Source organism: Candidatus Nitronauta litoralis, from assembly GCA_015698285.1.
Classification (GTDB): Bacteria; Nitrospinota; Nitrospinia; order Nitrospinales; family Nitrospinaceae; genus Nitronauta; species Nitronauta litoralis.
Genome location: CP048685.1, coordinates 2780045 through 2792048 on the forward strand (window position 1 = coordinate 2780045; position 12004 = coordinate 2792048).

Annotated in this window: 10 protein-coding genes; 3 read left to right on the forward strand and 7 right to left on the reverse strand. The window is 47.4% G+C overall.

Annotation, left to right across the window (positions count from 1 at the left end; translation table 11 throughout):
- Positions 1 to 9: 9 nt before the first annotated feature.
- The 6 genes from lolA to G3M70_12675 all read right to left on the reverse strand — a co-directional run bounded on the left by lolA (position 10) and on the right by G3M70_12675 (position 5574).
- Positions 10 to 678 carry an outer membrane lipoprotein chaperone LolA gene (lolA, locus tag G3M70_12650; protein ID QPJ62678.1) on the reverse strand — a complete coding sequence of 223 codons (669 nt, stop codon included), beginning with the start codon at positions 676 to 678 and terminating at the stop codon, positions 10 to 12.
- Positions 675 to 1301, reverse strand: a complete 627-nt coding sequence (locus G3M70_12655; protein QPJ62679.1) for a phosphoribosylglycinamide formyltransferase — start codon at positions 1299 to 1301, stop codon at positions 675 to 677. The genes lolA and G3M70_12655 overlap by 4 nt, the downstream gene beginning before the upstream one ends.
- A gap of 102 nt (positions 1302 to 1403) precedes the next feature.
- On the reverse strand, positions 1404 to 3389 hold the full coding sequence (lpxC, locus tag G3M70_12660; GenBank protein ID QPJ62680.1) for a UDP-3-O-[3-hydroxymyristoyl] N-acetylglucosamine deacetylase: 1986 nt from the start codon (positions 3387 to 3389) through the stop codon (positions 1404 to 1406).
- A 46-nt stretch (positions 3390 to 3435) separates the two neighbouring features.
- Complete coding sequence (gene trmB, locus G3M70_12665) at positions 3436 to 4077, reverse strand: tRNA (guanosine(46)-N7)-methyltransferase TrmB (GenBank protein ID QPJ62681.1); 642 nt, start codon at positions 4075 to 4077, stop codon at positions 3436 to 3438.
- 99 nt (positions 4078 to 4176) lie between these two features.
- Positions 4177 to 4653 carry a transcription elongation factor GreA gene (locus G3M70_12670; protein QPJ62682.1) on the reverse strand — a complete coding sequence of 159 codons (477 nt, stop codon included), beginning with the start codon at positions 4651 to 4653 and terminating at the stop codon, positions 4177 to 4179.
- Positions 4654 to 4788: 135 nt separating this feature from the next.
- Positions 4789 to 5574: a septal ring lytic transglycosylase RlpA family protein gene (locus G3M70_12675; GenBank protein QPJ62683.1), complete on the reverse strand. Its 786-nt coding sequence runs from the start codon at positions 5572 to 5574 to the stop codon at positions 4789 to 4791.
- 286 nt (positions 5575 to 5860) lie between these two features.
- On the opposite strand from G3M70_12675, the gene G3M70_12680 reads away from it, so the two are divergent.
- From G3M70_12680 to G3M70_12690, 3 genes are all read left to right on the forward strand, one after another.
- Positions 5861 to 6715: an HDOD domain-containing protein gene (locus tag G3M70_12680; GenBank protein ID QPJ62684.1), complete on the forward strand. Its 855-nt coding sequence runs from the start codon at positions 5861 to 5863 to the stop codon at positions 6713 to 6715.
- A gap of 161 nt (positions 6716 to 6876) precedes the next feature.
- Complete coding sequence (locus tag G3M70_12685; GenBank protein ID QPJ62685.1) at positions 6877 to 7851, forward strand: MBL fold metallo-hydrolase; 975 nt, start codon at positions 6877 to 6879, stop codon at positions 7849 to 7851.
- Positions 7852 to 7922: 71 nt separating this feature from the next.
- On the forward strand, positions 7923 to 11615 hold the full coding sequence (locus tag G3M70_12690) for a 5-oxoprolinase (protein ID QPJ62686.1): 3693 nt from the start codon (positions 7923 to 7925) through the stop codon (positions 11613 to 11615).
- Positions 11616 to 11637: 22 nt separating this feature from the next.
- Here G3M70_12690 and G3M70_12695 read toward each other — a convergent pair whose 3' ends face one another.
- Positions 11638 to 11892, reverse strand: coding sequence for a hypothetical protein (locus G3M70_12695; protein QPJ62687.1), 255 nt, complete (start codon positions 11890 to 11892; stop codon positions 11638 to 11640).
- Positions 11893 to 12004: the final 112 nt, after the last annotated feature.

Consider the following 12004-nt stretch of genomic DNA (forward strand, 5'->3'; position numbering starts at 1 on the left):
GGTTACGGGTTACTGTTGCTCGGAGAAGTCGATGATTTCGACTCCCGCCGGAGCCTTAAACAGGAACAGGTTGTCGTTCAGGGTCGGGTTGACCTTGATGTCTGTAAATCTCATTTCCGTGTGATTACCTAATTTATCATACACGCTGGATCCCAATATCTGGAAATTTTTCTTGTCTGCAAAAAGAACAAGGTGATCGATATTTTGTTCTTCTTCTTTTGGAAACAAGGTGATTTTATAAGTGGTTTCCTGCTCCAGAACCTGACCAACGTTGAATGATCGGGTGAGTTTTCCCTTTCCTGCCAGAAACAGGGCTGGTGTGTTTGAGGAATAAACACTTTCGATTTTCATACGGGTGGCCTGTTTATCATCCGGAAGGTAAAGCCATAGAAAGTCTTCATCGCTGATGAGTAGCTGTGGATCTGGTGCTGAATAGTTCCATTTCATCCTCCCCGGCTTTTTTATCAGAACACTTCCTTCCGCAACCTGGGACTGCCCCATTACTTTAAGGTAGGATTTTTGGATAAACCTGGCTTTCAGGCTGGTGGTGGCGTCATATCTTTTTTGCACGGCAATTATAGTTTCATCTGGATTGAGTGCCAGGGCGTTGGTGTTTATTGTGGCCGAAATAAAAACAGATATGGCAAAGGATAAAAGACAACGCTTCCGTTTTGTCATAAGGAGGGCTCCTGGATGGAGACTCGGCGGCCTTCAACGCAAATTCTATTTTCCGCAATCAGCCGGACAGCCTCGGGGTAAATTTTATGCTCTTCTTTCAAAATACGGGCTGAGAGTGTTTCGGCGGTGTCCTGTTCTTTTACCGGTACAACCGCCTGTAGGATGATGGGGCCGGTATCTACTTCTTCATCTACAAAATGGACGGTGCAGCCGGAATACTTGACTCCATGGTCGATGGCTTGTTGCTGTACATCAAGCCCGGGAAATGAAGGCAAGAGAGAAGGGTGGATGTTGATTATTTTGCCTGAGAAAGCCTGGATAAACTTTGACGTTAAAATTCGCATGTACCCGGCAAGACAGATAAGGTCTACGTTTTCAGCCTGAAGAAGTTTAACTAAAACGGCATCATATGCATCCCTGTCCGGGTAATCCTTTGGATTAATAAATTTGGATGGTATTCCGGCTTTCCTGCCCCGCTCCAAAGCCTGAGCATTTTTTTTGTTACTTATGATGAGTGCGACCTCAACGGGTAGGGAGCCTGATTCGACCTGGTCCAGAATCGATTGTAGATTTGTGCCTCGCCCCGAGACTAGAACAGCGATTTTAAATGTAGAGGTGGGCATGGGTAAAGTTCCGGATGGCTGAATGGCAAGAACAGCAATGTATTTCAAGACAAGTTAAGCGTACCACTCTGGATTTTCAGGGGCAAGTGGGGGAGACGAAGGTCAGTTGGGCAGGTTTTCCTGGATCGTTTTTATCAGTCCCACGTTCTGTGTGTGTCCCGATTTGTGAGCCGAAATTTTTCCGCGTATGGGTTTGCCCAGAAGGTAAAAATCGCCGAGTATGTCGAGAATTTTATGGCGGGCGAATTCATCCGGGTAACGCAATTCGGTGTTAAGTACTTTGCCATCACCCAGCATGATAAAGTTGTCGAGCTTTCCGCCAGAGGCAAAGCCAAGCTTTGTGAGGGCAGCCACTTCCTCCATAAAACCGAAAGTGCGTGCCGGGGCAATTTCTTTTTTAAAGCCCTCAAAGTTTTCGTACTTGAAGGTGTAATCCATAGTTCCGATGGGTTCTGGGTATTCCATGTGGTAACTCACCTCAAAGCCATCGCAAGGCGCTATTTTTATATGAGCGCCCTTTGGGTCGCCAAAAGAGTATTCTTTGTCGATTACAAGTTCCTCATACGGGGAGTCCTGTTCTTCGAATTCACCATCTTCAACCAGTTGGCAAAAGTCTTTTGCAGATCCATCCATCACCGGTGCTTCGTCCCCAATTTTGATCAAAAGGTTATTGATTCGATACATATGGAGAACTGCCATGATGTGTTCAATGGTGCCCACTGAGAAAAAACCTTTTTTTATACATGTGGAGTATTCGGTAGACTCCACGTTTTCTGGCTTGGCAGGTATGGTTGCCGTGCTGGAAATATGGCCAAAGATGATTCCCGAGTTGGGTGGCAGGGGTTGCATGATCAGTCCCGTTTTGATTCCTGAGTGCAGACCGCTTCCACACAGAACGACACTCCTTTTGAGCGTGCGCTGGCGTGGTAGACGTGATGCTCCTTTTTCCCTCGCAGTCGAAATGGCTTCTGATTCATCCAATCCGACAGGTGGGGGAAGATGGTCGATATTGATAACGTCGTCCGGGTGCACCTTGCGGGCGATGTTATCGAGAAAGTCCCGCAGTTCTTTAAGGTTCCCTGGCCAGTCGTAGGCGACTAGTCTTTCCATGGCCTCATCGTCAACAGAATGCGGTGTGTAATTTCCGTATTCGGCGAGTTCCTCAAAATATTTTTTTACAAGAATCGGAATATTGTCCTTGAAGTTTTTTAGTGGCGGAACTTCCAGGGTGTTTTTGCTTAGGATGTCCAGTAACTCCTTACGAAATTTTCCCCGTTCTACTCTCCGTGACAGGTCTACAGAGGTGGAAGCGAACACACGTGCTGGCAGAAAGGGGGCATCGTCCTCTGATTTCAACGCCTGGATCAGTTTGTCCTGCAAGGTGGGGCTGAGTGCTTCAATGTTTTTTAAATACACTACCCGATCACCTGGCGTGGATGCGCTGCTTTTCCCCTTGCGAACAAACAATTCCTGTTGCAGTGAAGTCATGGATCTTGACGGGCAATTGATTTTCATGAAAGGCAGGCGGGAATTCTTGCTTTCCATATGTATAGCCTGTGCGACAAACTCTTTCCCGGTGCCCGGAGCCCCCTGGATCAACATCGGGTGGTTGTGGCGCGAGGCTTCCTTAATCTTTTTTTTGACATCCACCATGATCTGAAAACAATGCGGCAGTTCAGGTTTGGAATTGCCGTTATGCGGTCCCTGGTCGACTCGGGTTTGTTTTAGCTTCAGAGCCTTATCCACTGACTGGACCAGTTGGTCCAATGAAAAGGGTTTTTCGATGAAATCAAAAGCTCCCAGTTTGGTCGCCTTGACCGCAGTGTCGATCGTGCCATGCCCGGACATGATCAGAACCTCTATTTCCGGGTGATAGGTCTTGATCGTCTTGAGGACTTCGATGCCATCCATCCCTGGAAGCCAAATGTCGAGCAGGACCAAGTCCGGCGGGTCAGATTGCACCTGTTCCAAGGCATCAAGCCCGTCGTCGGCGGTATCGATCCTGTAACCTTCGTCTTCCAGAATCCCATGGAGGGAACTGACAATGTTTTTTTCATCATCCACAATGAGGACGCGGGGTTTTGACAAGGATGGCTCCTTTTGGCTGGAGGGTTCGCAGTACTGCTTTATTCTATCAGGGGCAGGGCACTTTTACGAAGTCTAGATAATAAATCTTTTTTCCCTGATTGAGGAAATTTTTTTCGTATTTGGTGCGGGGAACGTCTTCGCGATGGTTGGCGAACCCTGGATCCTGGTGCAGGTTTCGAAACCCGGGGTCACCCTCAAGGACTTCCAGCATTTCCATGGCATATTCTTCAAAGTCGGTTGCCAGGCGAAGTCGGCCTTCCGGGACCAGTTTTTCCCAAAGAGTCCTGACGACATGGGGTTTGATGAGCCGCCTTTTATGATGTCTCTTTTTGGGCCAGGGATCCGGGAAATTGATATAAATCTCCGTGAGTTCAGCCTCCCTGAATAAAAACGGGATTTTTTCCTTGGCGTCTCCGTAAACGACTCTGATGTTGGTCAGCCCATAGCGAGACATCCGGGTGAACAGTTTCCGAATTCCTTTATGATAAAAGTCCAGACCGATCAGGTTGCAATCCGGTCGCTGCACGGCCATGTCGAGAAGGAAACTACCATTACCAAATCCTATTTCCAGTACAACCGGCTGGCTGTCTCTGAATTGCTCTGGCCAGTTTGGATACTCTTCGGGATCAAGGAAATAAGGATTGTCTTCTGCAATCGTTTCAAATTTTAAAAGTGGCTTTGATGACATGAATAACGTATGGCTTTCTTCAAGGTGATTTTTTCAGATGGGTAGTTGGCTGCTTGGTTCAGGAATAGGGAGAATGGAAAAAGTTTTAAGTTAAGGGTTCTATTCTGTACCCATATTGTGGATGGTGACGAGAAGGGTTACTTCAAAATAGGATTCGTTTCCCCCAAACCTCATGATAACTTCATCTCCTTCCTTTTTACCCACCAGGCTTTTGCCAATGGGAGATGCCGGGGAGATCCGTCCTGTATCCGGGTCGACTTCTTCAGGGAAAACAAGGTAGTAAACTTTATCCTCATCCGTATCCAGGTTTTTCAAATGAAGCTTGCTTCCCAACCCAGCACGATCTTTTGGAAGGCGGGCCACATCAAGCTGCATGACATTGCTGATTCGGCCCTGCAATTGAGAGATTCGTGATTGAAGAAACGTCTGTCGTTCCTTGGCGGCTTTATATTCAGCGTTTTCACTAAGGTCTCCCATATCGGTGGCAATTTTGAGTGCCTTGGGGATATCCACCTCCAGCTCACGCTTGGTTTCCATTAATTCGTTTTCAAGTTTGTCGAGGACCGGCAACCGCATACTTCATTCTCCATTCCAGAGAGTTGACCTGGATATTTCTGATAAATTGAACCGACTGCAAGCTTTTCCCGGGTTTCTATGGAAAGCGAGTTGCCGGAAAATAATTACTCCAAAGGAAAAATTCCTGTTGGAATTTTACGGGGTGGGCATTGCGATGACAAATGCCCCCTGATGACCGAGTCGACGTAAAGTATCCATCCTACGCTGTGCTCTGTCGAATGTATTATAGGCCGTGGTCACCACACGGTAAAGAGGAAGGCTGGATTGATCGAAATTTAATACTTGTCCATCCCCCAGTCTCTTTGCCATTAACTGAGCATTTTCGAGGTTTTTGAAAACCCCCACTTGTACGGTATACGTTTTCTGGAAACTTGTCTGAGCCGGTTTTTGGGTTTTTAAAGAATTTGAAGCGGGTTCCAGAGCACGAAGGCTCACCGGCACGGTCCCATTTTTTACCATGCCTAATTTAACTCCTGCTCCATAACTAAGGTCAATGATCCTTCGCCCCACAAAGGGACCGCGGTCATTGATCCTGACGATAACCGAACGGTTATTGAGTTTATTGATTACCCTTACCCTGGTATTGAACGGAAGGGTTTTATGCGCCGCTGTCAGGGAATGCATGTTGTAAATTTCACCACTGGAGGTTTTTTTGCCATGAAATTTAGGGCCATACCACGATGCGATTCCCTTGCGTGAATAGCCGGAAGCATTGGCTACGGGATAGTAAGTTTTACCATCGACACGGTAGGGTATCGCCGGTTCATTATTGGCTCTCGTGACGGAAGGAGAAGAGGTTCTGTTTTGGACAGGCGGTGCCGACCCGGAGGACTGAAAACCGTTAGAGGTTGAATAGGTGCTGCACCCTCCTATAATGGATGAGGTTAAAAATGTGAGGACTAGAAAAGTAAATAAATTCATTTGGGTTGAAAGGGGAAGGATTGAGCCTTTTTTTATAAAGAAGGTGAATGCTTCTTTATTTTTTAAAGAAAATTGCCGTTGAACAAAGGTAAGCTTTTTAAAATCAGTCTGTTATTATGCTTTTGTATTTTATCTGGTCTGATTTGATGGGTCAAACCAAAAGAGATTTTTGGAAGTAGTGGTGAAACTCATTGATTTAGGTTGACCTAACCCGCCTATGTGAACCATACTGGATCACTTTTTTTAGCGTTGGCAGGGGAATTGTTGAGACGACAGAAGATACCCGATGCGCGATGAAATATTAAACAGGATGGGGGAGAAGGGAAATATTCCACCTTTGCCTGATATTTTAATCCGTTTGGAAGCTAAAATCGATGATCCAGGCGGCGAGTTGGATGATATTGCCCAGCTGATCGAAACGGAGCCAGTGCTTGCTGGACGGTTGTTAGCCTTATCCAACAGCGTCTTTTTTGGAGCTGGCCGGGAAAAAATCCTTTCCTTAAAAGGAGCAGTGCTCCGGCTTGGTTTGAAACTGGTCCTGGATCTGGCCTATACGCTGGAGCTGCCTAGGATATTTGCAGGTGTTGGGACCTTCAAGCAGGACAAGTTCTGGAAACACTGTCTGGCGGTAGGTGTGTTGTCGCGACATATTGCGGGCCGCTGGGACCCTGAAAGAAGAATTGGGGAACAAGCCTATCTCGCGGGCCTGATGCACGATATAGGGATTCTCGTGTTCTATTTCCTGATTCCAAAGGAGTATAGAAATTTCCTTAGAGGTATTGAAGATAAAGAGTCGCCGTTGGAAACACTGGAGCGGGAACAGTTTGGTATATGTCACGCAGAACTGGGTGCCGGGTTTATCAAGAAGTGGTGGCCGTTGGACGCTGAGGTGGTCGAAGCCGTGGGACGTCACCATCAAAAACTGGATCCATCAAAAGACCAGGATATGGTGGTTGCCGCTGTTAACCTCAGCAATGCGATCGCCAACATACACGAATGGCGGGTCGGGTTAGGCAATCCCGGAGATGCTCTCAATCGCAAGTTCCTGATTGCAAAAGGAATGACGCTGGAAACTTACCAGGAGTTTGTTGACGATGCGCGAGAATCCTTAAAGGCCGCGCAAAATATTCTGGGCAAATAAAATTTATAAATAACGGTCAAAGTTTAATAGAGACTCACCAATGTGGGAACATTTGGTGTTTTTTTATGCTTGCAACATGATCTGAACACACTTCACAATACTGGATTAAGTGTCTTGCATCAGGTGACAACCTGGATTCAATTTTATGGATACCGTGAAATATGAGTGATTCTGAATTCAAGGTAACATTCCGTGGCGTCCGGGGGTCTATTCCTACTCCTCTCATTGGATCTGAGGTTGAAGATAAACTGACGCAAACACTCGAATTGGCAACGCCTGATGATCTCAAAGACTTGGCATCCAGAAAAAACTTTGTCAAAAATCTGCCAGAACATTTAAAGGGGTGTTTTGGGGGGAATTCATCGTGTGTCCAGGTTGAGGTTGGAGGGCACCTCATCATATTTGATGCCGGAACAGGCCTACGAGTGCTTGGGCATGAGCTGATAAAAAGGGAGTTTGAAAAAGGGGAAGGGGAAGGCCATATTTTTCTTTCCCACACCCATTGGGATCACATCATGGGTATTCCGTTTTTCGTTCCATTTTATCGAAAGGGAAATCGATTCTCCATTTACGGGGTACACCCGAATTTAAAAGAACGACTGGTAGGTCAGCAGGGCCCCAACTTTTTTCCCGTTCCCTTCAGTTCTTTTGAGGCAGACATTCAGGTGGTCGAGTTGGCGGACCAGGATTGCATTGAACTTGGCCCGGTCCGGGTTACGTGGAAAGAAATGGAACACCCCGGAGCAAGTTTTTCTTATCGGGTCGACTTTGAAGGTCGCTCAGTGGTTTATTCGACGGACGCTGAATATAAACGGTTAGAGCCGGAAGATCTTGCCCCAACAGTAGAATTTTTCAAAGATGCCGACCTTCTGGTTTTTGATTCCCAGTACACTTTTGTCGAGGGTATCGAGAAAGAAGATTGGGGGCACAGTTCAACCTTTATTGGTGTGGATCTGGCTTTAGCGGCAGGAGTGAAATGTCTGTCCTTCTATCACCACGAACCCACTTACAGCGATATGAAAATTATGAGCGTTATGGGGCAGACCAAAAAATATCTTAAAGCCATTGCTCCGGATAATAATCTGGAATTGATGATTTCATGCGAAGGTCGCACCATGGATTTGATGGCGGAATAATCTGTGCCGCAATTCATTCCCATAGAAATACCCTTCCTTCTTTTTTCTTTTTCATCCCCCTTAGTTGAGATATGAAACCAGCGCCTGGGTTCTGGTTCTCCATTGATCGCGGTGGAACGTTTACAGACGTATACGCCGAGGTTCCCGGGCAGCCGGGTTTCCGTCTGGTAAAACTTCTTTCAAAGAACCCGAAACACTACGCCGACCCGGCAATCGAAGCTATTCGCAGGATCATCACTGATGTTACGAGAAAACCCTGGCATCCTGAAACGTCTGCGGGCGAAATTGATTCTGTTCGAATGGGAACGACCCTGGCCACCAACGCTCTATTGGAAAAAAAGGGAACCCGCACGGCTCTCGTCATCACACGCGGTTTCGGTGACCTGCTCGAAATAGGAAAACAAAACCGACCTCACCTGTTCGAACTCAAAATTAAAAAACCGGATAACCTTTACGAGGCCGTTGTCGAGGTCGACGAAAGGGTCCGTTTGCCGATTAATGGGAAAAAGACAAGCGAGGTTGAGATTATAAAAAGTCCGGACCTCGATAGGTTGCGCGAGGACTTCACGGTTTTGAAGAAGAAGGGGGTAGTCAGCCTTGCAGTGGTTTGTCTCCACGCCTGGTGGTTCCCCGACCATGAGCGGATGATCGGGGACCTTGCACGGAAAGTTGGATTTGAATTTGTTTACCTGTCGCATGAAGTGATGCCTCGTATCAAGTTTGTAGATCGTGGTCAGACCTGCCTGGTCGAAGCTTATTTAACACCAACTATCCGCAGTTACTGCGAATCGTTTTCGGAAGCTTTTCACCAGGTTGAACCAGAACTGCTGTTCATGCAATCCGACGGAGGGTTGGTTCCTCCACAAAGATACACAGGCAGCAATGCGATTTTATCCGGGCCGGCTGGCGGAGTCGTTGGGTATTCGCAATCAGTATGGAAGGAGGAAGACAAGGTTCCGGTTATTGGCTTTGATATGGGGGGGACTTCCACCGACGTATCCCGGTTTGACGGGGAATACGACCTGATACAAGAGAGTATGGTCGCAGGAATTCATTTGCAAACCCCCCAGTTGGATATTCATACCATTGCAGCGGGGGGCGGTTCTCTTTTGACTTTTCAAAACGGGATGCTGGCAGTCGGGCCAGAGTCTTCAGGGGCCTACCCTGGTCCAGTTTGCTACCGCAACGGTGGTCAATTGTCGATTACCGATGCCAACTTGTTTCTGGGAAGGTTACATCCTGATTTTTTTCCTAAAATTTTTGGGAGGGGGCAGGATGAATCTCTTGACCAACAAGAAACCCGCCGCGCGATGACCACCCTCACGGAAGAGATAAATCATTACGTTCAGGAAAATGGTGGATCCACTATGTCTCCTGAACAGGTGGCAGAAGGTTTTATAGAAGTTGCCAATGAGCAAATGGCGAGAGCTATCCGTGAAGTGACAGAGACTCGGGGTTTTGATGTGCGCGACCACATCCTGGCCTGTTTCGGTGGTGCTGGTGGTCAACACGCCTGTGCTTTGGCCCGGGCGCTGGGAATCCGCAAGGTGGTGATTCATCGTTTTGCCGGGATTCTTTCGGCCTACGGGCTCGCTTTGGCAGACGTTGTCCGGGATCTTCAGGAACCGGTCGCTTTTGAGTTGGCAGACAGCGCTCTTCCGGAAATACGGGAACGGTTTCAAAAGTTAGAAACAAAGGCAAAAGGTCAATTGAATTCAGATGGATTTGTGGGAGGAGCAATTCAAATTCAACGCTATCTTCAACTTGCTTACAAGGGAACCGATTTTGGGGTGATGGTAATTGAAGAAGAGGATAAACCCTTTGCAGACAGTTTTAGAGAATTGATACAGCGTCAATTTGGTTTCCTGCCGGAAGAGAAAACAATCTGGGTGGAAGCGTTAAGGGTTAGAGCCATTGGCAAAAAAAATCGTCCCGAGATTCCAGACCTTCAGACGGTAAATTCGACCCCGGTTCCAGAATCCACCACATCCTGTTTTTTTGAAACGGACTGGTTTGAAACGTCCATTTATAGATGTGAAAACCTGGGTGCTGGACACGTGATTGATGGTCCGGCACTTCTTATACAAAATACTTCGACCATTGTTGTGCCACCTGATTGCCGTGCCGAGTTGACTTTGCAGGGCGACGTACTTATCGACATTACTCTCATTGGAAAAAAACAGACTGGTGAAGAATACGACCCCGTTCGTCTAGCTGTTTTTGGCAACAGGTTTATGTCGATAGCCGAGCAGATGGGGCATGTACTAAAGCGAACTGCGTTGTCGACCAATATAAAAGAGCGCCAGGATTTTTCATGCGCCCTGTTCTCACCTGAAGGTGACCTGATTGCCAATGCCCCTCATCAACCTGTTCATTTGGGTTCGATGGGAGAAGCGGTAAAAGCGCAAATAAGGTTGCAAGGTCAGGACTGTCAGGAAGGGGATGTTTGGATAAGTAATCATCCCGTTACCGGAGGAACCCATCTCCCGGATATCACGGTGATCACTCCAGTTATTGAAAAGGGGAGACCTGTGTTTTTTGTTGCCAGCCGAGGCCACCACGCCGATATCGGAGGAATAGCACCGGGTTCAATGCCCGCCTCTGCAACCCGCCTGGTGGAGGAAGGGGCCGCTATCAAATCTTTTAAACTGGTTGATCGCGGAAACTTTCAGACTGAGGGGATCACCCGCTTATTGACCGAATCGAATTCCAGGGACATCGATGGAAATTCAATTCCCGGATCCCGTGCTCTTGCAGATAATCTTTCCGATTTAAAAGCCCAGATAGCAGCGAACCGGAGGGGTTGTGAATTGTTGAACGAGTTGATCGAATCCCAGTCGCTGAAGACAGTCCACGCGTACATGCAATATATCCGGAACAGCGCGGCACAGGCCGTCACTGAATGCATTGCGAAGCTTTCAGGCGGATCGAAAAAAATCCTGACGGCAGGCGACCATATGGATGACGATACAGAGCTTTGTCTTCAATTGGAGTTAAATCCCAACGGAAAGGCGTTGTTCGATTTTTCCGGGACCGGTTCAGAGGTTAAAGGGAATCTGAATGCGCCACGTGCTGTCACCTATTCTGCGGTACTTTATTGTCTGCGTTGCCTGGTAGGGGGAGAAATTCCTCTTAATCAGGGATGCCTCGATCCAATCGACTTTGAAATTCCACCGGGTTCTATCCTGTTTCCTTCTGAAAATGCTGCAGTGGCAGCGGGGAATGTGCTCACATCTCAGCGGGTAGTCGATCTGGTTTTCAAAGCTTTGGGGACAGTTGCCGCTTCCCAGGGGTGTATGAATAACCTTACTTTTGGCAATGACCGTTTTGCCTATTATGAAACGATTGGGGGTGGGGCAGGGGCCGGTCCTGATTTTAGCGGTGCTTCAGGTGTTCACACTCACATGACGAATACCCGAATTACCGACCCGGAAGTTTTGGAGTTGCGGTACCCGGTATTGTTGCGTGAATTTTCAATCCGAAGAAATTCAGGCGGCAAAGGGAAATTCTCCGGTGGCGATGGGCTTATCAGGGAGATTGAATTTTTGGAGAAGATGCATGTGGCTATCCTGTCTGAACGAAGAGTGTATGCGCCTTACGGACTTCATGGAGCTGCTAGCGGGGAAACAGGAAAAAACTATTTGATCCGGAAGGATGGGGTCCAACAAAACCTCGGAAGCAAAGTTGAGTTTGAAGTTCAACCCAATGAACGGGTCAGAATTCTTACGCCCGGTGGCGGCGGATTCGGGCCTGGTGATGGATGAGGCAACCCGGTTAGTCTGAAAATTATGTGTCGATGGATGTTTTAGCGATACGGTTGACAAAATTGGTGATGGTTTTCATGCCAATGACGGCAATGATTTCATGTGGCTGTTTCTTGTCAACGCCAGATGACTCCAATTCCCCCAATTCTTTTGCTGAAAGAAATCCTCTTTTATCCAGAATTCCCTTAGTGGTACGAACTAATGCGTGGTCCCGACCCGATGGAGGATTAATATTGTTCACAATGCCATGAATGGTTTCTGTTCCGACGCCGCTCATTTTTGTTACAGTTTTCTGGATATTTTTGCCTGGACCTGTTTAGAAAACCCATAAATATCTTTGGTATTCCCATGTGTGTTTGCTACTATCGCACTTGATTTTAGCCTCTTTA

Bases quoted from the DNA above. Each gene is read 5' to 3' on its own strand.
- lolA (QPJ62678.1), bottom strand. From the start codon at position 678: ATGACAAAACGGAAGCGTTGTCTTTTATCCTTTGCCATATCTGTTTTT.
- G3M70_12655 (QPJ62679.1), bottom strand. From the start codon at position 1,301: ATGCCCACCTCTACATTTAAAATCGCTGTTCTAGTCTCGGGGCGAGGC.
- trmB (QPJ62681.1), bottom strand. From the start codon at position 4,077: ATGTCATCAAAGCCACTTTTAAAATTTGAAACGATTGCAGAAGACAAT.
- G3M70_12670 (QPJ62682.1), bottom strand. From the start codon at position 4,653: ATGCGGTTGCCGGTCCTCGACAAACTTGAAAACGAATTAATGGAAACC.
- G3M70_12675 (QPJ62683.1), bottom strand. From the start codon at position 5,574: ATGAATTTATTTACTTTTCTAGTCCTCACATTTTTAACCTCATCCATT.
- G3M70_12680 (QPJ62684.1), top strand. From the start codon at position 5,861: ATGCGCGATGAAATATTAAACAGGATGGGGGAGAAGGGAAATATTCCA.
- G3M70_12685 (QPJ62685.1), top strand. From the start codon at position 6,877: ATGAGTGATTCTGAATTCAAGGTAACATTCCGTGGCGTCCGGGGGTCT.
- G3M70_12690 (QPJ62686.1), top strand. From the start codon at position 7,923: ATGAAACCAGCGCCTGGGTTCTGGTTCTCCATTGATCGCGGTGGAACG.
- G3M70_12695 (QPJ62687.1), bottom strand. From the start codon at position 11,892: ATGAGCGGCGTCGGAACAGAAACCATTCATGGCATTGTGAACAATATT.